A 22,573-nucleotide genomic window follows, 5' to 3' on the forward strand; every position below is an offset into this window, starting at 1 on the left:
CGGTTCCCAGGGCCTTCCGTCTACGTGGAAGGTTACAGACCGGCGGCCGAGGCGAGGGCCTTGGCACGGTCGGTCGACTCCCAGGTGAAGTCGGGCTCCTCGCGGCCGAAGTGCCCGTAGGCGGCCGTCTGCTGGTAGATCGGGCGGAGCAGGTCGAGGTCGCGGACGATCGCGGCCGGACGCAGGTCGAACACGTCCGCGATCGCCTTCTCGATCGCCTCGGGCGCGACCTTCTCGGTGCCGAACGTCTCCACGAACACGCCGACCGGGTGCGCCTTGCCGATCGCGTAGGCGACCTGGACCTCGGCGCGGTCGGCGAGCTCCGCCGCGACGATGTTCTTGGCGACCCACCGCATCGCGTACGCGGCGGACCGGTCGACCTTGGACGGGTCCTTGCCGGAGAACGCGCCGCCGCCGTGCCGGGCCATGCCCCCGTAGGTGTCCACGATGATCTTGCGGCCGGTGAGGCCGGCGTCGCCCATCGGGCCGCCGATCTCGAAGCGGCCGGTGGGGTTGACCAGCAGCCGGTAGCCCTCGGTGTCGAGGTCGAAGGCGGCCAGCACCGGGTCGACGACGTGCTCCTTGACGTCCGGGGTCAGCAGCTCCCTCAGATCGATGTCCGGGGCGTGCTGGCTGGACACGACGACGGTGTCGAGGCGGACGCCGCGGTCGCCGTCGTACTCGATCGTGACCTGGGTCTTGCCGTCGGGCCGCAGGTAGGGGACATCGCCGTTCTTGCGGACCGCCGACAGCCGCGCCGCGAGCCGGTGCGCCAGCGTGATCGGCAGCGGCATGAGCTCGGGCGTCTCGTTGGTGGCGTAGCCGAACATCAGGCCCTGGTCGCCGGCGCCCTGCCGGTCGAGGTCGTCGCCCCGCCGGTCGCGGTCCGCGCCGTCGCGGGTCTCGTAGGCGTCGTCGACGCCCTGCGCGATGTCGGGCGACTGCGCGCCGATGGACACCGACACGCCGCAGGAGTGCCCGTCGAAGCCCTTCTTGGACGAGTCGTACCCGATCTCCAGGATCTTCTCCCGGATCACGCCCGGGATGTCCACATAGGTCTCGGTGGTGACCTCACCGGCCACATGCACCTGACCGGTCGTGATCATCGTCTCGACGGCGACCCGGCTCTTCGGATCGTCCTTCAGCATCGAGTCGAGGATCGCGTCGCTGATCTGGTCCGCGATCTTGTCCGGATGTCCTTCGGTGACGGACTCGGAGGTGAACAGGCGGCGTGACACGTACGCGCACTCCTTGCAGCGGCTGCTGACTGACGTCGCAGAACGGATATGTGTTCGGATTCGGTGGGGAAGGCCCCCTACCCCACAGGTACTAGGGCCGAAGTCTAGCGGGATCGTCTCACGGCGATTTGAAATCGTGCTTGTCGACGGCTAAACGCCCCTGGTAGAGCGGGTTGGACGCCTGTTCGGGCGAACCGATCGGACGCCCCGGACGGGACGACCCGAACGAACGCCCGGACGGGCACGGTCAATCGGGCGACAGGGGTTTCAGGCGCGCCGCGACGAGATCCCAGACGATCTCGGCGAGCGCCTCCTTGGCGCCACGGGGCACCTCGGTCGCGGAGCCGTCCGCGCCGAGGACGACGGCCTCGTTGTCGGGCCGCCCGAAGGTCATCTCCTCGCCGACCTGGTTGACGACGAGCAGATCGCTGCGCTTGCGGGCGAGCTTGGCGCGCCCGTTGGCGAGCACGTCGTCGGTCTCGGCCGCGAAACCGACGATCACCTGGCCGGGCCGGCGGGTCTCGCCGAGCTCGGCCAGGATGTCGGGGTTCTGGACGAGGCGGATCGGCTCGGGCTCCGCGCCCTCCGCCTTCTTGATCTTCGAGCCCTGGTAGCCGGCGGGCCGGAAGTCGGCGACGGCGGCGGCCATGACGACCGCGTCGGCGCCGGCGGCCGCGGACAGCACGGCCTTGCGCATCTCCTCGGCCGACCCGGTCGCGACGACGTCGGCGCCCGCCGGATCGGGCAGCGCGACGTTGGCGGCCACGAGCGTCACCCGCGCGCCACGGGCCACGGCCGTCTTGGCGAGCGCGTAGCCCTGCAGGCCGGACGAGCGGTTCCCGATGAACCGGACGGGGTCGATCGCCTCCCGGGTGCCGCCGGCGGAGACGACGACGTGCCGCCCGGCGAGGTCCTGCCCGGCGGCGCCGCGGGCCAGGACGTGCCGGGCGACGTCGAACAGCTCGGCCGGGTCGGGCAGCCGGCCGGGGCCGGTGTCCTTGCCGGTGAGCCGCCCGGACGCCGGTTCGATCACGACGGCGCCGCGGGCCCGCAGCGTCGCGACGTTGGCGCGGGTCGCCGGGTGCTCCCACATCTCGGTGTGCATCGCGGGCGCGAACACGACCGGGCAGCGCGCGGTGAGCAGGGTGGTGGTGAGCAGGTCGTCCGCCAGGCCCTGCGCGGCGCGGGCGAGCAGGTCGGCGGTGGCGGGCGCGACGAACACCAGGTCGGCGGCCTGCCCGAGCCGGACGTGCGGCACGCCGGCGACGCCGTCCCACACGCTGGCCGAGACCGGGCGGCCGGACAGCGCCGCCCAGGTCGGCTCGCCGACGAAGCGGAGCGCGTCCTCGGTCGGGACGACGGTGACGTCGTGGCCCGACTCGGTGAGCCGCCTGAGCAGCTCGCACACCTTGTAGGCGGCGATGCCGGCGCTCACGCCGAGGACGACGCGCGGGGCGGCGCGGTTCGGGGAGGTCATGCGTTCACTGTCGCATCAGGCGCCGGACACGGGCGCGCCGGGGGCCGCATGCGGCGGGCCCGGCGGGCCGGTCGTGGGCGCTCAGCCCTCGATGGGCTCGGCGTTCAGGAGGCCTTCGCGCGTCTCGCGCAGGGCGATCGACAGCGGCTTCTCCTGGACCTGCGTCTCGACGAGCGGGCCGACGTACTCCAGCAGGCCCTCGCCCAGCTGGGCGTAGTAGGCGTTGATCTGCCGGGCGCGCTTGGCCGCGATGCTCACGAGGCCGTACTTGGTGTCGACGACTTCGAGGAGCTCGTCGATCGACGGGTTGGTGATGCCCTCATTGCTGGCTGCCACTCGGTGGCCTTCCGATAGGTCGCGACTATTGAACAACCATCAAGGTTAGCAGCTCCGCGCACACGTCCCGGACGGACGTGTTGACGAGCGTGACGTCGAACTCCTTCTCGGCGGCGAGCTCGACGCGGGCGGCGTCGAGGCGCCGCTGGATCACCTCGGGGGGCTCGGTGCCGCGTCCGGTGAGGCGGCGGACGAGCTCCTCCCAGCTGGGCGGCGCGAGGAACACCAGGCGGGCCTCGGGCATGGACCGGCGTACCTGCCGGGCGCCCTGCAGGTCGATCTCCAGGAGCACGGGCTCGCCGCGGGCGAGCCGCTCCTCGACGGGCCGGCGCGGGGTTCCGTAGCGGTTCCCAGCGAACTCGGCCCATTCGAGGAGCTCCCCTTCGGCGACGAGCCGGTCGAAACCGGCGTCGTCGACGAAGTGGTACTGCACACCATGGGTCTCACCCGGTCGGGGGGACCGGGTTGTCACCGAGACCGACAGCCACACCTGGGGGTGCGATCGCCGGATCTCGGCGACGACCGTGCTCTTGCCGACGCCCGACGGCCCGGAGAGGACCGTCAGCCGCCGCGCGAGCGGGTCATGCGATTCGTGCGCTTCGGAGCTACCCAACGCTTCGCCGGCCATTCTCATCCGGCCTGCCCGCAGAGGCGCGGCCTGCGCGGACCTGCCGTGGACGGGAAGGGGCCGACGGGGGCGCTGGGGTCGGACGGGATGGAGCCGGTCTCGGGTCGCCCCGGCCCGGCCGCGGCGGTCTTACCGCCGCGCCCGCCCGTGAGTCGTGCGTCAGCGGTTCGCACTTCCGCCGAACTCACGCTCCAGGGATGCGCGCTGGTTGGCACCGAGGCCCCGCACACGGCGGGACTCGGCGATTCCCAGACGCTCCATGATCTGCTTCGCACGGACCTTGCCCACACCGGGCAATGATTCCAAGAGGGCCGACACCTTCATCTTTCCGATGACGTCGTCGGACTGACCCTCTTTGAGAACCTCGGCGAGCGAGGTTCCCCCGTGCTTGAGCCGATTCTTAACCTCGGCCCGCTCCTTGCGAGCCTTGGCAGCCTTCTCCAAGGCTGCGGCGCGCTGTTCGGGGGTTAGGGGCGGAAGAGCCACGCCGGGTCACCTCAGGTTTCCACTCGACGGAGTCGGACGGGTTGGGAAACTAGCGAGTTCACCGCCCATTAGGCAACGTGAAGTGCCGTTTAGCCCGCCATAAATTCGCGAAAATCACTCACCGGAGTGTCCTGAATACAGAGTGTACACAACTCGGGGCCCTCGGCGGCGCATCCCCCTGCCTTGCTGGGACTTTCGCATGATCGTGAAAATCCCCCCTTTCTGACCCCATATGCGGCACTCGGTCCCGATTCTCCGGGGCCGTCCGGGCCCCTCCGGTGGCGCCTCCCGGCGGGCCGCCGGCCCTCCGGAGGCCCGGCCGCGCCCGGGCGCGGCGGGCTCCTGTGAGGTCCCCCACAAAAGATCTCGACCGAGTGACGCTCGTCACGCCGCGCCGTTCCGCACGTCGCGGCGGTCCCGCAACTGCCATCCTCGACAACGCCCCGCCCGCCAAGATCGCCCTCTCCTCCCGGAGGCGCACCGCCGCAGCAGCTCCCCGCCCGCCGCCAGGGCAGCACTCAGACGCGGAACCACGCCCCGTCACGCCGGAGGCGTCCCCAGGGCGAGAATCGTCGCTCCGCGTGAACGAAGTCGATCGTTCAGTACGTTCGGCAATGCCGAATCGTTCAGTCGCGTTCATTGTTTTATTGCGGTGTTCAACTACTGCGCGCCTTGGCGGCGGAGCGATCGCGGCGGTATTGGCGTCGGGGTTGTGGGGGTGGCTGATGTTGTTGCGAACCGGGTGACGCCATTTGTGGTCATTGTGGTCATACACGACCGGACGGCTAACGGCTCATACGCGCCTTAGCGCGGCGGCTATGGCGGCGGCCGCGGCGCCGGGGTCGGGGGCCCCGGTGATGGGGCGGCCGATGACGAGCAGGTCGGCGCCGGCGGCGAGGGCGTCCTCCGGGGTGGCGACGCGGGCCTGGTCCTGGTTGTCGGCGCCCGCGGGACGGACGCCCGGCGTGATGAGCGTGATGCCCGGCCCGACCTCGGCACGGACGGCGGCGGCCTCCTGCGGCGAGCAGACGAGGGCCTGAGCGCCCGCCTCGACGGCCAGGACGGCCAGGCGGCGGACGGCGTCCGGGGCGGGTCCCGCGAGGCCGAGAGCGGTCAGATCGGCCTCGGAGAGCGACGTCAGCACCGTCACGGCGGCGATCTTGGTGGCCGGGACGGCCTCGACCGCGGCGCGGATCATGGCGGGGCCGCCGGCCGCGTGCACGGTCAGGTAGGACGGCCTGAGGCGGGCGACCGCGCGGGCGGCGCCGCGGACGGTGGCGGGGATGTCGTGCAGCTTGAGGTCGAGGAAGACCTGAACGCCGCTGGCGCCCCGGACACTGGCGACGACGTCCGGCCCGTACCGCAGGTAGAGCTCCAGGCCCACCTTGACGGTGGAGACGTGCGGGGTGACCAGGGTGGCCCAGCGCGCGGCCGTCTCCAGGTCGGGCGCGTCCAGCGCGACGGCGATGGGGGCGGTCACAGCGTCTCCTTCTCGGGCTCTTCGGGGCGCACCTGCGGCGGGACGTACCCGGCGGGCTTGTGCGCGAGGCCGACGGCGTCGGCGAGGCGGCCGATCCGGCGCGCGACCAGGGCCTCCTCCAGCTCGCGCAGGATGCGCGGGGCGGCCGTGGGGTCGTGGAACACGGCGGTGCCGACGGCGACGGCGGAGGCGCCCGCGAGGATGAACTCCAGCGCGTCCAGGCCGGTGGCGACGCCGCCGACGCCGATGATCGGCGTGCCGGGCAGCGCGGCGTGCACCTGGTAGACGCAGCGGACCGCGACGGGCCGGACGGCGGGCCCGGACAGGCCGCCCGACACGCCGGTGAGGGCGGGCCGGAGCGTGCCGGTGTCGATCGCCATTGCCTCCATGGTGTTGATCAGGGTGAGGCCGTCGGCGCCCGCGTCGACGCAGGCCAGCGCGATGGTGACGATGTCGGTCACGTCGGGGGCGAGCTTGGCGAAGACGGGCGTGCCGGGCCGGGCGTGGTCGCGGACGGCGCGGACGACGGACGCCGCGGCGGACGGGTGCCAGGCGAACATGCGGCCACGGTCCTCGACGTTCGGGCAGGCGATGTTGACCTCGATCGCGGCGACGCCCGGGACGCCGCGGAGGCGGCGCGCGAGATCGCCGTACTCGTGGACGCTGTTCCCGGCGACGGACACGATCGTCCGGACGTCCTGGTCGATGAGCCACGGAAGCTCGTGTTCCAGGAAAGTCTCCACACCGGGCCCCGGAAGGCCCATTGCGGTCAACAAACCGGAGGGGGTTTCGGTCACGCGCGGAGTGGGGCGCCCGGCGCGCGCTTGGGGCATCACGGAGGTGCTGACGAACGCTCCCAGGCGGGAGAGATCGAAGAACTGGGCGAGTTCGCGTCCCGTCCCGCCGCATCCTGAGGCCGTCATGACGGGGTTGGGCAGCTCCAGGGGCCCGAGTGTGGTCCTGACCCGGTCGCTCACTGGAAGCCCCCCTCGGTGACGCTCAGGACGCGCGGCGCGCCCAGCGCGTCGAACGGGATCGTGCCGAGGTCGCCCCAGCGGACGAGGTCGCCGCGCAGGACGGGCCCGTCCGCGCATGCGCGGATCATCCGGGTCACGCCGTCCTCGCCGTGGACGGGGAGCATGCACGTCATGCACACGCCTATGCCGCACGCACCCGTCCGCTGAAGGAACTCTTCGACCGACACCTGGGACGGCAGCCCGAAGTCGGTGGCGACCTGGGTGACGGATCGGAGCAGGGTGGTGGGGCCGCAGCCGTAGACGACGTCCGTGCCCGTCTCCTCGATGACGCGGGGCAGGACGTCGCGGACGGTGCCCTTCTCCCCCATCGACCCGTCGTCGGTGGCGACGGTCGCGGAGTCGCCGATGCGCTGCGCCATGCGGGACCCGAACACCTGCTTCGCGGACGGCCCGCCCAGCACGAAGTGCACCTGGCAGCCGCGCCGCAGCAGCGAGTCGGCGAGCGCGAACACGGCCGCGCCGCCGGGGCCGCCGCCGACGAGCAGGCAGCTGACCGGATCGCGGGGCAGCCGGAACGGGCGGCCGAGCGGGCCGACGAGGTCGATCTGGTCGCGGGAGCGGCGCCCGGCGAGCCAGGCGGTGCCGGGCTCGGTGTCGGCGAACACCAGCTCGACGGTGCCGCCGTAGTCGGACTTGACCTCGTACACCCCGAAGCAGCGGCGGATCAGCCGGGAGGTGTGCTCGCCGCCGACGGCGAGGGCCACGAACTGGCCGGGCCTGAACCGCTCGGCGATGGCCGGGGCCACCAGCGTCATCGCGTGGTAGTCCTGCACCTGGCGGACCGTCAGGACCGTCGCCGACGTCTGCACCGGCGTGTCGGACACCCGTCTCCCTCTCCTCGTCGCGTGCGGGCGGCGGGCGGCGGGCCCTCCCCAAGGCCGCCGCCACGCCCGCCCGGTTCTGTCACCCGGGTCCCGGGTCTCCGTCCGCAACCGGCGCGCCCGGCAGCTCGTCCTCCGCGCGCGCGCCGGTGCGCCCGTGGGCGCCGCTGAGCATCTCGGCGTGCTCCTGGAGGGAGCGGACGCCGACCTGCCCCCCGGCGACGGCCTCGATGCCCTGCACCGCCGCGGCCAGGCCCTGGACGGTCGTCACGCACGGTACGCCCCGCAGCACGGCCGCGGTACGGATCTCGTAGCCGTCGAGCCGGGGCCCGGACTGGCCGGGGCTGCCGAAGGGAGTGTTGACGATGAGATCGACCTCGCCGTCCAGGACGCGCCGCACGATCGTGGGCTCGCCGGACGGTCCCGGACCCGCGCTGTGCTTGCGCACGATCTTGGCACGCACGCCGTTGCGGCGCAGGATCTCCGCGGTCCCTTCCGTGGCAAGAATCTCAAAGCCGAGGTCAGCGAGCCGCTTGACCGGGAACACCATGTGCCGTTTGTCGCGGTTGGCGACGGACACGAAGACGCGTCCCTTGGTCGGCAGCGAACCGCCGTAGGCGGCCTGCTGGGACTTGGCGAACGCGGTGCCGAACACCTCGTCGATGCCCATGACCTCGCCGGTGGAGCGCATCTCGGGGCCGAGGACGATGTCGACGCCCTGGCCGCTCTCGTTGCGGAACCGGTCGAACGGCAGGACGGCCTCCTTCACCGCGATGGGCGCGTCCAGCGGCAGGCTCCCGCCGTCGCCGGTCTCGGGGAGCATGCCCTCGGCGCGCAGCTGCGCGATGGTGGCGCCCATCATGACGCGCGCGGCGGCCTTGGCGAGCGGCACGGCCGTCGCCTTGGACACGAAGGGCACGGTGCGGGACGCCCTCGGGTTGGCCTCCAGGACGTACAGGACGCCCGCCGACAGCGCGTACTGGACGTTCATCAGCCCCCGCACCCCGACGCCGCGTGCGAGCGCCTCGGTCGCCTCCCGGATGCGGCGGATGTCGTCGTGCCCGAGGGTGATGGGCGGCAGGGCGCACGCCGAGTCGCCGGAGTGGATCCCGGCCTCCTCGATGTGCTCCATGACGCCGCCGAGGTACAGGTCGTCGCCGTCGAACAGGGCGTCGACGTCGATCTCGATGGCCTCGTCCAGGAAGCGGTCGACGAGGACGGGGTGCTCCGGGCTGGCCTCGGTGGCGCGGGCCATGTACGACTCCAGCGTGACGTCGTCGTACACGATCTCCATGCCGCGCCCGCCGAGCACGTAGGAGGGCCGCACGAGAACGGGATATCCGATCTCGGCGGCTATCTCGCGGGCGTCCTCGTAGGACGTGGCCGTCCCGTGCTTGGGCGCGAGCAGACCGGCCCTGTGCAGGACGCGTCCGAACGCGCCCCGCTCCTCCGCGAGATGGATGCTCTCCGGCGAGGTGCCCACGATCGGGACGCCGGCGTCCTTGAGCTTCTGCGCGAGCCCCAGGGGCGTCTGGCCGCCGAGCTGGACGATGACGCCCGCGACCTCACCGGACTGCTGTTCCGCGTGGACGACCTCCAGGACGTCCTCCAGCGTGAGCGGCTCGAAGTAGAGCCGGTCGGAGGTGTCGTAGTCGGTGGAGACCGTCTCGGGGTTGCAGTTGACCATCACGGTCTCGTAGCCCGCCTCGGCCAGCGTGAACGAGGCGTGGACGCACGAGTAGTCGAACTCGACGCCCTGGCCGATGCGGTTGGGTCCGCTGCCGAGGATGAGCACCTTGGGCTTGGTGCCCGGCGGTACTTCCGTCTCCTCGTCGTAGGCCGAGTACAGGTACGGGGTCTGCGCCTCGAACTCGGCGGCGCAGGTGTCGACGGTCAGGTAGACGGGCCGGACGCCGAGCGCCCGCCGCACCTCCCTGATGACCTCCTCCGACAGGCCGCGCAGTTCGCCGATCTGCGCGTCGGAGAAGCCGTGGCGCTTGGCGCGCAGCAGCTTGTCCCTGGTGAGCGCGTCGTCGGCGGTGCGGATCTCTTCGGCGACCTCGTTGATGGCGACGATCTGGTCCAGGAACCAGGGGTCGATGCCGGTCGCCTCGTAGACCTCCTCGATGGTGGCACCGGCCCAGAGCGCGCGCTGGACGACCTTGAGCCGCCCGTCATGCGGGCGCTTGGCCGCCTCCACCAGCTCGGCCGCGTCGGGCTCGCCCGTCCAGCTGAACGACGAGCCCTTCTGTTCGAGCGACCGCAGGGCCTTCTGCAGCGCCTCGGTGAAGCAGCGTCCGATGGCCATGGCCTCGCCCACGGACTTCATGTGCGTGGTGAGCGTGCCGTCCGCGCCGGGGAACTTCTCGAACGCGAACCGCGGCACCTTCACCACGACGTAGTCGAGCGTGGGCTCGAACGACGCGGGCGTCTCGCGGGTGATGTCGTTCGGGATCTCGTCCAGCGTGTAGCCGATCGCCAGCTTCGCCGCGATCTTCGCGATCGGGAAGCCGGTGGCCTTGGACGCCAGCGCCGACGACCGCGACACCCGCGGGTTCATCTCGATGACGATCATCCGGCCGGTGCCGGGGTGCACCGCGAACTGGATGTTGCAGCCGCCGGTGTCGACGCCGACCTCGCGGATCACGGCGATCGCGACGTCGCGCATGTTCTGGTACTCGCGGTCGGTCAGCGTCAGCGCGGGCGCGACGGTGATCGAGTCGCCGGTGTGCACGCCCATCGGGTCGAGGTTCTCGATCGAGCACACGATCACCACGTTGTCGTGGCGGTCGCGCATGACCTCCAGCTCGTACTCCTTCCAGCCGAGGATCGACTCCTCCAGGAGCACCTCGGTGGTCGGGGACGCGTCGAGCCCGGCGCCGGCGATGCGGCGCAGGTCGTCCTCGTCGTGGGCGAAGCCGGAGCCGGCGCCGCCCATGGTGAACGACGGCCGCACGACGACCGGGTAGCCGAGCGTGGCGGCGGCGGCGAGGCAGTCGTCCATCGAGTGGCAGATGACCGACCGGGCGGACTCGGCGTTCAGGCCCCGCTCGCGCGCGACCTTCGCGACGACCTCCTTGAACTTCTCCCGGTTCTCCCCGGCCTGGATCGCGTCCACGTCGGCGCCGATGAGCTCGACCCCGTACTCGGCCAGGACCCCGGCCTCGTAGAGCGCGATGGAGGTGTTCAGGGCCGTCTGGCCCCCAAGGGTGGGCAGCAGGGCGTCCGGCCGCTCCTTCGCGATGATCTTCTCGACGACCTCGGGGGTGATCGGCTCGACATAGGTGGCGTCGGCGAACTCGGGGTCGGTCATGATCGTCGCCGGGTTGCTGTTGACGAGCGTCACCCGCAGCCCCTCGGCCTTGAGGACGCGGCACGCCTGCGTACCCGAGTAGTCGAACTCGCACGCCTGCCCGATGACGATCGGCCCCGAGCCGATGACCAGGACGGACTTCAGGTCTTCACGGCGCGGCATCAGAGCACCCCCTCGTTCTTCGACCCGTCCGCCGGCCCGTCCATCAGGTCGCAGAAGCGGTCGAAGAGGCCGGACGCGTCGTGCGGGCCCGCCGCGGCCTCCGGGTGGTACTGGACGCTGAACGCCGGGCGCTCCAGCAGCCTCAGCCCCTCCACGCACCCGTCGTTCAGGTTGACGTGCGTGACCTCGCCAGGGCCGTACGGCGTGCCGAACGGGCCGTCGGTGGGGGCGTCCACGGCGAAGCCGTGGTTGTGGGCCGACACGTCGACCTTGCCCGTGGTCCGGTCTTGGACGGGCTGGTTGATGCCCCTGTGGCCGAACCTCAGCTTGTAGGTCCCGAGGCCGAGCGCGCGGCCGAATATCTGGTTTCCGAAGCAGATCCCGAAGAACGGCTTGCCCGCGTCCAGGACGCCTTTGAGCGCGTCCACGGCGTAGCCGGCGGCGGCAGGGTCGCCTGGGCCGTTGGAGAAGAACACGCCGTCCGGGTCGAGGGCGAGGATGTCGTCGGCCGTGCTGGTGGCGGGCAGGACGTGCACCTCGCAGCCCCGCTCCGACATCCGGTAGGGCGTCATCGACTTGATGCCCAGGTCGACCGCGGCGACGGTGTAGCGCTTCTCACCCTTCGCCCGGACGATGTACGGCTCCTTGGTCGAAACGTCGCGTGCGAGGTCGGCGCCTTCCATCGAAGGGCTCTGCCGCACGCGCTCCAGGAGTGCGTTCTCGCCGGGCGCCACCGCGTCCGGTCCGCTGAAGATGGCGGCGCGCATGGCGCCCCTGTCACGCAGGTGCCGCGTCAGCGCGCGCGTGCCGGGGATGGCGATTCCCACCACTCCCTGGTCGCGCAGCGCCGAACCCAGCGAACCGGTGGCCCGCCAGTTGGACGCCACACGCGCGGGCTCACGCACCACGTAACCGGCCACCTGGATGCGGCGCGATTCCGGGTCTTCGCCGTTGACGCCGGTGTTGCCGATGTGGGGGGACGTCATCGCCACGATCTGGCGCGCGTAGGAGGGGTCGGTGAGGGTCTCCTGGTAGCCGGTCATCCCGGTGTTGAAGACCATCTCGCCGAACGTCTCCCCCTCGGCCCCGTAGGCGACCCCGTGGAAGACCCTGCCGTCTTCCAGAACGAGCAGAGCAGGGCTCACTGGAGCTTCCCTTCCAGGACGGTCGGCTTGCCGCGCAGGAACGTGGCGACGACGTGCCCGGGCAGCTCCAGCCCGGCGAACGGGGTGTTGCGGCTCTTGGACGTCATGGCCGACGAGTCCACGGTGCGGCGCGGCGACGGGTCGTACAGCGTGATGTTGGCGGGCGAGCCCGCCTCCAGCGGACGGCCCTGCCCGGACAGCCGGCCGATGCGCGCGGGCCGGAAGGACATGCGGTCGGCGACCCCGGCCCAGTCGAGCAGCCCGGTCTCGACCATGGCCTCCTGCACGACGGGCAGCGCCGTCTCCAGGCCGATCATCCCCATCGCGGCGACGGCCCACTCGGTCTCCTTGTCCTCGACCGGGTGCGGAGCGTGATCGGTGGCGACGCAGTCGATCGTCCCGTCCGCGAGGGCGCCGCGGAGCGCGGCGACGTCGTCGGCGGTGCGCAGCGGCGGGTTGACCTTGAAGATCGGGTCGTAGGACCCGGCCTTGGCGTCGGTCAGCAGCAGGTGGTGCGGCGTGACCTCGGCGGTCACCGGGCAGCCCCTGCTCTTCGCCCACCGGATGATCTCCACGGACCCGGCCGTGGAGACATGGCAGACGTGCAGCCGCGACCCGACGTGCTGGGCGAGCAGCACGTCCCGGGCGATGATCGCCTCCTCGGCGACGGCGGGCCAGCCGCGCAGGCCGAGCGAGGCCGACATCTCGCCCTCGTTCATCTGCGCGCCCTCGGTGAGGCGCGGCTCCTGCGCGTGCTGGGCGACGACGCCGTCGAACGCCTTCACGTACTCCAGCGCCCTGCGCATGATGACCGCGTCCGACACGCAGTGCCCGTCGTCTGAGAAGACCCGGACCTGCGCGGCGGAATCGGCCATCGCGCCCAGTTCCGCGAGCTGCTCACCGGCGATGCCGCGCGTGACCGCTCCGACCGGCTGAACATCGCAGTATCCGGCCTCGCGCCCTAGGCGCCACACCTGTTCGACCACTCCGGCGGTGTCCGCCACTGGGTCGGTGTTGGCCATCGCATGGACGGCGGTGTATCCGCCCGTGGCTGCGGCCTTCGTCCCGGACTCGACGGTCTCGGCGTCCTCGCGTCCCGGCTCGCGCAGATGGGTGTGCAGGTCGACGAGACCGGGCAGCGCGACGAGGCCGTCCGCGTCGATGGTCTGCGCACCGGCCGCGTCCAGGCCGGAGCCCACTTCGGCTATGGCGCCGTCCCGGATCAGGATGTCGGTGGCGTCCCCACCGAGAATCCGCACGCCCTTGATGAGGAGACTCACCGCGGCACCTCCTGGCCGATGGCCGGCTCGGAGCCCCCGAGCAGCAGGTAGAGAACGGCCATCCGGGCGCTGACGCCGTTGGCGACCTGTTCGACGATGGTGGAGCGGACCGAGTCGGCGACCTCCGCGGCGATCTCCACGCCGCGGTTCATCGGGCCCGGGTGCATCACGATGGCGTGGTCGGGCAGCGCCGCCATGCGCTCGGCGTCGAGCCCGTAGCGGCGGCTGTACTCGCGGACGGTCGGGAAGTAGGCGGCGTTCATCCGCTCCTGCTGGACGCGCAGCATCATGATGACGTCGCTCTTGGGCAGCACGCCGTCCAGGTCGTAGGACACCGAGCACGGCCACGTGCCGATGGCGACCGGCAGCAGCGTCGGCGGCGCGACCACGGTCACGTCGGCGCCGAGCGTGGTGAGCAGCAGGACGTTGGATCGTGCCACGCGGCTGTGCAGGACGTCCCCGACGATCGTCACCCGGCGGCCTTCCAGGTCACCGAGCCGCTTACGCATGGTGAACGCGTCCAGGAGGGCCTGGGTGGGGTGCTCGTGCGTGCCGTCGCCCGCGTTGACGACGCTGCCCTGCACCCAGCCGGCCAGCCGGTGCGGGGCGCCCGACGCGCCGTGCCGGATGACGACGCCGTCCGCGCCCATCGCCTCCAGCGTGAGGGCGGTGTCCTTCAGGCTCTCGCCCTTCGACACGCTCGACCCCTTGGCGGAGAAGTTGATGACGTCGGCGGACAGCCGCTTGGCCGCGGCCTCGAAGGAGATGCGGGTGCGGGTCGAGTCCTCGAAGAAGAGGTTGACGACCGTCCGGCCGCGCAGCGTCGGCAGCTTCTTGACGGCCCGGCCCGCGATCTGCGCGAGCTCCTCGGCCGTGTCGAGGACGAGCAGCGCGTCGTCCCGGCTCAGGTCGGCGGCGGAGATCAGATGGCGGTTCATTCGGCGCCCCCCGTCGGATCGGGCAGGGTCGGGCCGAGCAGTACCGCGTCGCGCCCGTCGTTCTCCTTCAGCAGGACCTTCACGGTCTCGCGCATCGAGGTGGGCAGGTTCTTGCCGATGTAGTCGGGGCGGATCGGCAGCCGCCGGTGCCCGCGGTCGACGAGCACGGCGAGCTGGACGGCGCGCGGCCGCCCGAGGTCGTTGAGCGCGTCGAGCGCGGCGCGCACCGTCCGGCCGGAGAACAGCACGTCGTCGACCAGGACGACGACCTTGTCGTCGATGCCCTCCGCGGGCAGCTCGGTGCGGCCGAGCGCGCGGGCGGGCCGCAGCCGCAGGTCGTCGCGGTACATGGTCACATCGAGCGAGCCCCAGGGCACCGGGCGGCCCTCGACCTCGCGCAGTGCCCCGGCGAGCCGTTCGGCCAGGCCCACGCCGCGGGTCTGGATGCCGAGCAGGAGGACGTCGTGGCCGCCCTTGGTCCGCTCGAGGATCTCGTGTGCGATACGGGTCAGCGCGCGCCTGATGTCGGGACCCTCCAGAACGGCCTTGGGCCGGGGATCACCGTCCGCCACGCGCTCCTCCACCGGCCGTTCCGGCCTGGAGGCAGCATTCATCACGGAAACTCCTTTCCCGCCTCACGGGACGGGCCTTAAAGGACGTCTTGCGTCCCCCACCGTAGCAGCCGTCCCGGACCGCCCCGGCGTCCGGGCCGGTCCGCGTATTCGCAGGTGAGAGGCGTCACATTCGCGGCGGCGCCGGCACGCGGAACGGCCGCGCGAGGGGCCCGGCGGGCCGTGCCCGCAGGGCTTGCGGACGATCCTCGCCAGCACCATCGAGTCCTGCGGATTCGACCGCTTTTTTCCAATCGGCTTGACCTAGGGCCTTCTCCGTTTTACCGTCACTGTCCGTAACCATCCCCGGGGGCGGACTCCTGAGGCCCAATGGCTTCGCGAATCGGCTCCCCTCCGGCGCGAGCCGGAGTCCGACGACGATGAAAGTGAGCCTGGGGGGCCATCATGCCGTCTGAATACGCAAAGGCTCTCGGCGCGCGCCTGCGCGCCATCCGCACCCAGCAGGGGCTGTCCCTGCACGGCGTGGAAGAGAAGTCCCGAGGCCGCTGGAAGGCCGTCGTCGTGGGTTCGTACGAGCGGGGCGACCGCGCCGTCACCGTTCAGAAGCTGGCCGAGCTCGCCGATTTCTACGGCGTGCCGGTTTCCGAGTTGCTGCCCGGCGGAGCCGCGCCGAGCCCGCTCGGGCCTACACCCAAGCTCGTGATCGATCTAGAGCGGTTGCAGCAGCTTCCGAAAGACAAGGCCGGTCCTCTCGCCCGCTACGCCGCGACGATTCAAAGCCAGCGTGGCGACTACAACGGAAAGGTCCTGTCCATCCGCCAAGAAGACCTGCGTTCACTCGCGGTCATCTATGACAAGTCCCCGACGGAGCTCACCGAAGAGCTCATCGGCTGGGGCGTCCTCGACCCGGAGGCGCGCCGCGCCGTCGAGTCGTTCTGATATACCCGCAGCAACGTGACGGGGCCCGGCGCCATGCCGGGCCCCGTTCCGCGTTCCGGCACCGGTTCCGGGCCGTTCGGCCAGGTGGGATCGCGCCGGCGGGGCCGGCTCGGGGGGAGGTGCGGCCACCGCCGGCGCGATCGGCCGGAGGGGTTGGCGGCGGCCGGGGCGGCCGTACTCGGCGGCCCCGGCCACCTGGGAGGCGGTCCCGGGGAGAGGGACGGCCTCGGGAGGGGGTCTTCGGAGGGGTCCTGCGGGTCAGCTGGCTTCGGGCACGGGCAGGGTGGGCTGGCTGGTGACGCCGAGGGTGTCTTCGACGAGGGTGACGAAGACGTCGGCGTCGTGCAGGAGCTCCTCGGCCTCCCGCGGGGTGACGGCGCGGGGCAGCCCGGCCTCGGCGGCGGCGCGCTTGTCGGCGCCGGCGGCGAAGAAGGCGGCCCATTCGCGCAGGGCGGGCTCGGCCTCCGGGAGCAGCACCCAGACGCTGCGCGGACGGCCGCGGCGGTGGGTCTCCAGGGGTTCCCTGGACGCCAGGACCGCGGCGGCCGCGCGGAGTGCGGCCAGGTGGGCGCACACGTAGCGGACGGCGGGCGAGGTGGCCTCGGCGGCCTCGGCGAGGCCCATGCGGGCGGCGTGGAGCTGGCCGGTGGCCGTGTGCGCCGGGCGCGGTGCGGGCATCGGGCGGCGGCGCGGGCTCGGCGGCGGGACGGACTGGGCGGCGGCATGGATCCCGCGTGCGGTCATCGTTCCGGACATGTCTGCCTCCTTCCGGGCTCGGGCCGGCCGGGCGGAGAGCTTCCCCTCACTCCGCCCGGCCGTCCGTCCCGCCGGCAGCTGCGCCACCGGCGGGGACGTCGCCCTGGCACGGGCCGCGAGTCCCGCACCACGTCGAACATAAGTTCGACGCACCACCCAGTAAACCGCCCTGACGCCGATTCGTCAACGTGTTCGAACGCGCGCCGTTCTCCGCAGGTCAGCGCGGTGTGACTGCCCTCACTTGGGGCGTCTGACGTGCACTGGGACGTTCGTCCCGAGGAGGTCGGGGAAGTACTCGGCGACGTGCATCGGCAGCCGGACGCAGCCGTGCGAGGCGGGGTATCTGGGCACGTCCAGCGCGCCGTGGAAGGCGATGCCGCCGTTGAAGTAGATGGGGTTGTAGAGGCGTCCCAGGGGCGAGGTCTCCCAGCCGAAGGCGCGGCGCCCCGTGCGGAAGTCGCCCGTGCCGGTGGTGGCGTAGCGGCAGCGCGGGACCTTGGCGCCGCGGTCCTTGGCGCAGTAGTACTCGCCGGAGCCCGAGGAGATGTGCGTGATCAGGCGCGGCCGCCCGTCCTTGTAGAGGACGAGGTACTGGCGCTTCAGGTCGACGTCGACGCGGTCCTTCTCGCGCTTCTTGGCCATCGGCTCCGGCTGCTCGGGGCTGGCCAGAGCCTCCCAGAACGGCTTGTCGAGCGTGCCCTTCTGCTTCATGTCGTTGACGGCCTGGAACGCCCAAACGGCCAGCTGGGTGGACGTCCCGTACTTCCCGTCCACCTTGCCCGGGTCGTAGTTCAGTTCCTTGAGGCGGCGCTGGAGCGCCTTGACGTCGTCGCCCTTCGCGCCCGGCTTCAGCTTGCGCTGCGCGGGCGTGGGCGCCGGCGTGGGGGGCGGCGCGGGCGTCGCCGGCTTGGCGACCGGGGTCGTCGGCGGGCCCGCGGCCCCGTCCGTCCCGTTGCACCCCGTCACAAGAACGGCGGCGGTCAGCAGAACCGCGCCCATCCGCACGTCGATCGGTCTCCCTCGCATGAGCTGACCTTAAAGTGCTACCCATGCATCCGAATACCGAAATCGTGGCAAAGGCGCTGCTCGACCGGGGCGCTACGGGGACGGTCGTGGAGCTGCCCGAGTCCGCGCCGACGGCGCAGGCGGCGGCCGACCAGCTGGGCTGCGAGGTGGGCGCGATCGCCAACAGCCTGGTGTTCGACGCGGACGGGACGCCGCTGCTGGTGATGACGAGCGGCGCGCACCGGGTCGACACGGTGAAGATCGCGGCGCTGGTGGGCGCGGCGAAGGTGAAGCGGGCGACGCCGGAGTTCGTCCGGGCGGCGACCGGGCAGCCGATCGGCGGGGTGGCGCCGCTGGGGCATCCGGCGCCGATCCGTACGCTCGTGGACGTCTGGCTGGACAAGTACGACCAGGTCTGGGCGGCGGGCGGGCATCCGCACACCGTGTTCCCCACGTCGTACGAGGAACTGCTGAGGATCACCGGGGGCACCCCCGCGGAGGTGGAGTGAGATGGAGATCTGGCACAACCCGCGCTGCTCGAAGAGCCGCGCCGCGAAGGCCGCGCTGGACGAGGCGGGCGTCGCGTACACCGAGCGCCGCTACCTGGACGAGCCGCCCACGGCGGACGAGCTCGACGCGGTCCTGAAGCGGATCGGCGCGGAGCCGTGGGAGGTGGCGCGGCTCAACGAGCCGGTCGCGAAGGAGCTCGGGCTGAAGAACCTGGCGCACGACCGCGCCCGCTGGATCGAGATCATGGTGGCGAACCCGGTGCTGATCCAGCGGCCGATCGTGCTGACCGGCGAGACCGCCGTCGTGGCGCGGGACGACGCGTCCGTGCGCAAGGCCGTCGAAGGCGGGTGACACCGGGGTGCGGCGGTCTGCGGAGGCCACGCGGCGGTCGTGATCAGCTTTCGTCCTCCGGCGGGCCACCGGCCGGTCTACGCTCTGTCGGGTGAGGGACCCGAAGCTGCGCGAGATCGACGAGCGCGCGTTCCTGCGCAGGCTCAGCCCCATGCTGGACGTCTACGCGGCCACCATGGACCCGCCGGACGAGCAGCTTCCGGGCCGCCACACCATCATGGAACGGCACACCTCGTATCCGGGGTTCCGGGCGTTCGTGGTGGAGCGGCGCGGGGCGCTGCCCGTCCTGACGGGCCCGCTGCAGGGGTTCGCGTACGGGTTCCACGGCGCGCGCGGGCAGTGGTGGCACGACGTCGTCGCGCGGGCGCTCACCGACCTGGAGGGGCCGGAGCACGCGGAGGGGTGGCTGGCGGACACCTTCGAGATCGCGGAGCTGCACGTCCACCCGGAGTCGCAGGGCAAGGGCCTCGGGCGAGCGCTCCTGACCGCGCTGTGCGAGGGCAGGCCGGAGCGGACCGTCGTGCTGTCGACGCTGGACAGGCGGCCGGACACCCCGGCCCGCACGCTCTACCGTTCCGTCGGCATGGTCGATCTGCTGACGGACTTCGAGTTCCCCGGCGGCGGGCCGCGCTACGCGGTCATGGGCGGGACCCTGCCGCTGGCCCCGTACCCGTCGGCGTCGAGCAGCCCGTAGACCTCGCGCGTCGCCGTCGACTTGTTGAACGTGATGAAGTGGATGCCGGGCGCGTCCTGGCGGAGCAGTTCCTGGCACAGCTCGGCGGCGTGCTCGATGCCGAGGCGGCGGACGGCGTCCGGGTCATCGGCGACGGCTTCGAACCGGGCCTTCACCTCGGGCGGGAACGGCGCGCCCGACAGCTGCTCGGACCGCTCGATCGTGCTGAACTGGGTGACCGGCATGATCCCGGGCAGGATCGGCACGTCGCAGCCGGCGGCGGCGACGCGGTCGCGGAGCCGGAAGTAGTCCTCGGCGCGGAAGAACATCTGCGTGATCGCGTAGTCGGCCCCGGCGCGGCACTTCTCGACGAAGTAGCGGGTGTCGCTCTCGATGTCGGGCGAGCGCGGGTGCTTGTAGGGGAACGCGGCGACGCCGACGCTGAAGTCGCCGTAGGAGCGGATCATCCGGACGAGCTCGGCGGCGTACTCGACGCCCTCGGGGTGCTTGACCCACTCCCCCATCGGGTCGCCGGGCGGGTCGCCGCGCACGGCGAGGATGTTGCGGACGCCGACGGAGGCGAACCGGCCGATCAGCTGGCGCAGCTCGGCCTGGGAGTGGTTCACGGCGGTGAAGTGCGCGACGGGCGTGAGCGTGGTGTCGGTGGCGATCCGCTCGACGATGTCGACGGTCTTGTCGCGGGTGCCGCCGCCCGCGCCGTAGGTCACGGACACGAACGTCGGGTGCAGCGGTTCGAGCTCGCGGATGGTGCGCCACAGGTTCCGCGCGCCCTTGTCGGTCTTGGGCGGGAAGAACTCGAAGGAGAAGGACTTGGCTCCGGAGGCCAGCAGCTCTCGGACGGCGGGGGGACGGTCTGGGCGCAGGCGTGGCATGTCCCAAGCCTACAGAAGCCCTCTAAAGGCCCCCTGGGGCCGCCGATACGAGTGATGCTCCGCACACCGCACGGCCGTTATGTCCATATTTCCGAGGATCTATGGACCTCTCACGTTTCCGGCGGACGGTTGAAACCACCCGGCTGGATACGATCTCGGCATGTCGACCAGCCTGATCCGCAAGGAGGTCGACGAGGCGCTCCTGGCCTTCGTCGACCGGCAGCGCCCGGCCCTGCTGACCATCAGCGACGACCTCGCCCCGATGCTGGCCGCCCTGGAGGCGCTGCTCGGCGGGGGCAAGCGGCTCCGTCCGGCGTTCTGCTACTGGGGCTGGCGCGCCGCGGGCGGCGCGGACGGCCAGGCCATCGTGCGGGCGGCGGCGTCCCTGGAGCTGCTGCAGGCGAGCGCGCTGATCCACGACGACGTGATGGACTCCAGCGACACGCGGCGCGGGCAGCCGTCGGTGCACCGCAGGTTCGAGGCGCTGCACGGCGCGCAGGCGTGGCCGGGCGACGCGGAGGCCTTCGGCGCGGGCGCGGCGATCCTGCTCGGCGACCTGTGCCTGGCCTGGTCGAGCGAGCTGTTCGAGACCTGCGGGCTGAAGGGCGAGCGCAGGCGGCGCGGCCGGGACGTCTACGACCTGATGCGCACCGAGGTCATGTGCGGCCAGTACCTCGACATGCTGGAGGGCACGCGCGGGGAGGCGTCCGTCGCGACGGCGCTGCGCGTGGTGGAGTACAAGAGCGCCAAGTACACGATCGAGCGTCCGCTGCACCTCGGCGCGGCGCTCGCCGGGGGCGGCCCCGACGTGACCGCCGCGCTCAGCGGCTACGGCCTGCCGCTCGGCATCGCCTTCCAGCTCCGCGACGACGTCCTCGGCGTGTTCGGCGACCCGGGCGAGACCGGCAAGCCCGCGGGCGACGACCTGCGCGAGGGCAAGCGGACCGTGCTGATCGCGCTCACCGTGGAGCGGGCCTCCGCGGCGCAGGCGGCGGCGCTGCGGCGGCGCCTCGGCGACCCCGGCCTCGACCGTCCCGGCGTGGACGAGCTGCGCGCGATCATCGAGGAGACCGGCGGGCTCGCCGCCTGCGAGGCCATGATCGAGCGTTATCTCGGCGAGGCGGAGGAGGCCCTGCGCTCCGCGCCGATCACCGAGGAGGCCCGGCACGCGCTCGCCGAACTGGCGGTCGCGGCCACCGTGCGCAGCACGTAGGAGGCGTCGGCACGTTCCAGCCGGGGCGGCGAAGATCGAGGTTCCCCTGCCGGGCAGCCCGGCGACACGGTACAAATGAGGAGATCTTCGTCCGTCCCCGCCGAGTCGGAGCCCCCCACGTGCCGCACGACACCTCCCGCGGGAGGACGAGCCCCCATCCCGCGCGCAGCGCCGCCGCCCGTCCAGGGCGTCCGGCCCAGCCCCACGCCGGCCAGCCCCACGCCGGCCAGCCCCACGTCGCCCGGTCGGCCAAGGCGCGCCCCGCGCCGTCCCGCTCGGCGCAGGCCGCCCGGTCCGGCCCCGACCGCCAGGCCGGGGGCGCAGGCCCGGACCGGCACGGAGACCCCGATCGGCACGGCAGCGGCGCGCACGCGGCGCGCGGCAGGCGCCCAGATACCCCGCTCGGCCCCGACGACCCCCGCGGCCTGGGCGGCTACACGCTGCTCGGAAGGCTCGGCGAGGGCGGCCAGGGCGTCGTCTACCTCGGCCGCGACGGCGACGGCGAGTTCGTCACCGTCAAGCTGCTGCGCGGCGGCGTGGCGGCCGGGCAGCGGGCGCGCAGCCGGTTCGTCAAGGAGGCCGACGCGGCCCTGCGGGTGTCCGGGCGGCACACGGCCCGCGTGCTGGACGCCGACATGACCGGCGACCGCCCCTACATCGTCAGCGAGTTCGTCGAAGGGCCGCCGCTCCAGCACGTCGTCGAGGACCGCGGCCCGCTGCCCCCGGCCAAGCTCCGCAAGCTCGGGCTGCGGACGGCGGCGGCGCTCGCCGCGATCCACCGCGCCGGGATCGTGCACCGCGACTTCAAGCCGGGCAACGTGCTGCTCGGCCCGGACGGCGCCAAGGTCATCGACTTCGGCATCGCCCGGATCGCCGACGCCACCCCGGTGACGACCGGGCCGGTCGGCACCCCCGCCTACATGGCGCCCGAGCAGATCGAGGACGAGCCGGTCGGGAAGCCCGCCGACGTGTTCGCGTGGGGCGCCACCATGGTGTTCGCCGCGACGGGACGCCCGCCGTTCGGCACCGGTCCGAGCGCGGCGGTGATGCGGCGGGTCACCTCCCGCAGCCCCGACCTCGGCGACCTGGACGGCCCGCTGCGCGACCTCGCCGCCCGCTGTCTCGACAAGAACCCGGCCGCCCGGCCGACCGCGTCGCAGATCGTCCGGGCGCTCCGCGAAGGGCAGGGACCGATGCCGAAACCGCGGCCGACGCGCATCCCGCGCTACCGGTGGCGGATGATGGTCGCGCTGGCGGCCGTCGTCCTCTCCGGCTTCGTCCTGGGCATGCTCTTCTGAAGGGGCATGCCCTTCTGAACGG

General features: G+C 72.2%; 21 protein-coding genes and 1 pseudogene. 6 read left to right on the forward strand and 16 right to left on the reverse strand.

The window, feature by feature from the left end; genetic code table 11:
- Window positions 1-32: 32 nt before the first annotated feature.
- The 13 genes and pseudogenes from metK to pyrR form a co-directional block, all read right to left on the reverse strand.
- A complete protein-coding gene (gene metK / locus ACH34S_RS14490; protein ID WP_395953093.1) occupies window positions 33-1,238 on the reverse strand; it encodes a methionine adenosyltransferase in 1,206 nt (401 codons plus the stop codon).
- A gap of 247 nt (window positions 1,239-1,485) precedes the next feature.
- The gene (gene coaBC, locus ACH34S_RS14495) at window positions 1,486-2,715 is read right to left on the reverse strand and encodes a bifunctional phosphopantothenoylcysteine decarboxylase/phosphopantothenate--cysteine ligase CoaBC (RefSeq protein ID WP_395953094.1); all 1,230 of its coding nucleotides are present in this window, start codon (window positions 2,713-2,715) and stop codon (window positions 1,486-1,488) included.
- Between the two features lie 81 nt (window positions 2,716-2,796).
- A complete protein-coding gene (rpoZ, locus tag ACH34S_RS14500) occupies window positions 2,797-3,051 on the reverse strand; it encodes a DNA-directed RNA polymerase subunit omega (RefSeq protein ID WP_021597645.1) in 255 nt (84 codons plus the stop codon).
- A gap of 25 nt (window positions 3,052-3,076) precedes the next feature.
- On the reverse strand, window positions 3,077-3,679 hold the full coding sequence (gene gmk / locus ACH34S_RS14505; protein ID WP_395953095.1) for a guanylate kinase: 603 nt from the start codon (window positions 3,677-3,679) through the stop codon (window positions 3,077-3,079).
- Window positions 3,680-3,838: 159 nt separating this feature from the next.
- A complete protein-coding gene (gene mihF, locus ACH34S_RS14510; protein ID WP_026405770.1) occupies window positions 3,839-4,165 on the reverse strand; it encodes an integration host factor, actinobacterial type in 327 nt (108 codons plus the stop codon).
- Window positions 4,166-4,958: 793 nt separating this feature from the next.
- Entirely contained in the window at window positions 4,959-5,645 is a 687-nt protein-coding gene (gene pyrF / locus ACH34S_RS14515) for an orotidine-5'-phosphate decarboxylase (protein WP_395953096.1), read from the reverse strand.
- A complete protein-coding gene (locus ACH34S_RS14520) occupies window positions 5,642-6,622 on the reverse strand; it encodes a dihydroorotate dehydrogenase (protein WP_395953097.1) in 981 nt (326 codons plus the stop codon). Before ACH34S_RS14520 ends, pyrF begins: the two co-directional genes overlap by 4 nt.
- On the reverse strand, window positions 6,619-7,506 hold the full coding sequence (locus ACH34S_RS14525; RefSeq protein ID WP_395953099.1) for a dihydroorotate dehydrogenase electron transfer subunit: 888 nt from the start codon (window positions 7,504-7,506) through the stop codon (window positions 6,619-6,621). Before ACH34S_RS14525 ends, ACH34S_RS14520 begins: the two co-directional genes overlap by 4 nt.
- Window positions 7,507-7,663: 157 nt before the next feature.
- A pseudogene (gene carB, locus ACH34S_RS14530) lies at window positions 7,664-10,978 on the reverse strand (carbamoyl-phosphate synthase large subunit); the annotation flags it as partial.
- Window positions 10,978-12,123: a glutamine-hydrolyzing carbamoyl-phosphate synthase small subunit gene (carA, locus tag ACH34S_RS14535; protein WP_395953101.1), complete on the reverse strand. Its 1,146-nt coding sequence runs from the start codon at window positions 12,121-12,123 to the stop codon at window positions 10,978-10,980. The pseudogene carB and the gene carA, both read right to left, overlap by 1 nt.
- Window positions 12,120-13,403, reverse strand: a complete 1,284-nt coding sequence (locus ACH34S_RS14540) for a dihydroorotase (RefSeq protein WP_395953103.1) — start codon at window positions 13,401-13,403, stop codon at window positions 12,120-12,122. Before ACH34S_RS14540 ends, carA begins: the two co-directional genes overlap by 4 nt.
- Window positions 13,400-14,341, reverse strand: a complete 942-nt coding sequence (locus ACH34S_RS14545; RefSeq protein WP_395953104.1) for an aspartate carbamoyltransferase catalytic subunit — start codon at window positions 14,339-14,341, stop codon at window positions 13,400-13,402. The genes ACH34S_RS14540 and ACH34S_RS14545 overlap by 4 nt, the downstream gene beginning before the upstream one ends.
- Window positions 14,338-14,955 carry a bifunctional pyr operon transcriptional regulator/uracil phosphoribosyltransferase PyrR gene (gene pyrR / locus ACH34S_RS14550; protein ID WP_395953105.1) on the reverse strand — a complete coding sequence of 206 codons (618 nt, stop codon included), beginning with the start codon at window positions 14,953-14,955 and terminating at the stop codon, window positions 14,338-14,340. Before pyrR ends, ACH34S_RS14545 begins: the two co-directional genes overlap by 4 nt.
- A gap of 402 nt (window positions 14,956-15,357) precedes the next feature.
- On the opposite strand from pyrR, the gene ACH34S_RS14555 reads away from it, so the two are divergent.
- On the forward strand, window positions 15,358-15,852 hold the full coding sequence (locus ACH34S_RS14555) for a transcriptional regulator (RefSeq protein WP_021597992.1): 495 nt from the start codon (window positions 15,358-15,360) through the stop codon (window positions 15,850-15,852).
- A gap of 258 nt (window positions 15,853-16,110) precedes the next feature.
- On the opposite strand, the gene ACH34S_RS14560 is transcribed toward ACH34S_RS14555, so the two are convergent.
- Window positions 16,111-16,608 (reverse strand): SAV_6107 family HEPN domain-containing protein, encoded by a 498-nt coding sequence (locus ACH34S_RS14560; RefSeq protein ID WP_395953106.1) that lies wholly within the window; start codon window positions 16,606-16,608, stop codon window positions 16,111-16,113.
- A gap of 237 nt (window positions 16,609-16,845) precedes the next feature.
- The gene (locus ACH34S_RS14565; RefSeq protein ID WP_395953107.1) at window positions 16,846-17,634 is read right to left on the reverse strand and encodes a peptidoglycan-binding protein; all 789 of its coding nucleotides are present in this window, start codon (window positions 17,632-17,634) and stop codon (window positions 16,846-16,848) included.
- A gap of 23 nt (window positions 17,635-17,657) precedes the next feature.
- Here ACH34S_RS14565 and ACH34S_RS14570 point away from each other — a divergent pair, with 23 nt between their 5' ends.
- The 3 genes from ACH34S_RS14570 (at window position 17,658) to ACH34S_RS14580 (ending at window position 19,168) form a co-directional block, all read left to right on the forward strand.
- Window positions 17,658-18,122 carry a YbaK/EbsC family protein gene (locus ACH34S_RS14570; RefSeq protein WP_395953108.1) on the forward strand — a complete coding sequence of 155 codons (465 nt, stop codon included), beginning with the start codon at window positions 17,658-17,660 and terminating at the stop codon, window positions 18,120-18,122.
- Window position 18,123: 1 nt separating this feature from the next.
- Window positions 18,124-18,474, forward strand: a complete 351-nt coding sequence (locus tag ACH34S_RS14575; protein WP_395953109.1) for an arsenate reductase family protein — start codon at window positions 18,124-18,126, stop codon at window positions 18,472-18,474.
- Between the two features lie 91 nt (window positions 18,475-18,565).
- Window positions 18,566-19,168, forward strand: a complete 603-nt coding sequence (locus tag ACH34S_RS14580; protein WP_395953110.1) for a GNAT family N-acetyltransferase — start codon at window positions 18,566-18,568, stop codon at window positions 19,166-19,168.
- Here the strand turns inward: ACH34S_RS14580 and metF are convergent.
- Window positions 19,105-20,040 (reverse strand): methylenetetrahydrofolate reductase [NAD(P)H], encoded by a 936-nt coding sequence (gene metF, locus ACH34S_RS14585; RefSeq protein WP_395953111.1) that lies wholly within the window; start codon window positions 20,038-20,040, stop codon window positions 19,105-19,107. The two genes, ACH34S_RS14580 and metF, sit on opposite strands and share 64 nt — an antisense overlap.
- Window positions 20,041-20,200: 160 nt before the next feature.
- Between metF and ACH34S_RS14590 the strand changes: the two genes are divergently transcribed.
- A complete protein-coding gene (locus tag ACH34S_RS14590; RefSeq protein ID WP_395953112.1) occupies window positions 20,201-21,253 on the forward strand; it encodes a polyprenyl synthetase family protein in 1,053 nt (350 codons plus the stop codon).
- A 119-nt stretch (window positions 21,254-21,372) separates the two neighbouring features.
- The gene (locus ACH34S_RS14595) at window positions 21,373-22,551 is read left to right on the forward strand and encodes a serine/threonine-protein kinase (RefSeq protein ID WP_395953113.1); all 1,179 of its coding nucleotides are present in this window, start codon (window positions 21,373-21,375) and stop codon (window positions 22,549-22,551) included.
- Window positions 22,552-22,573: the final 22 nt, after the last annotated feature.

The sequence above is a fragment of the Actinomadura sp. 3N508 genome (assembly GCF_044326375.1).
Classification (GTDB): domain Bacteria; phylum Actinomycetota; class Actinomycetes; order Streptosporangiales; family Streptosporangiaceae; genus Spirillospora.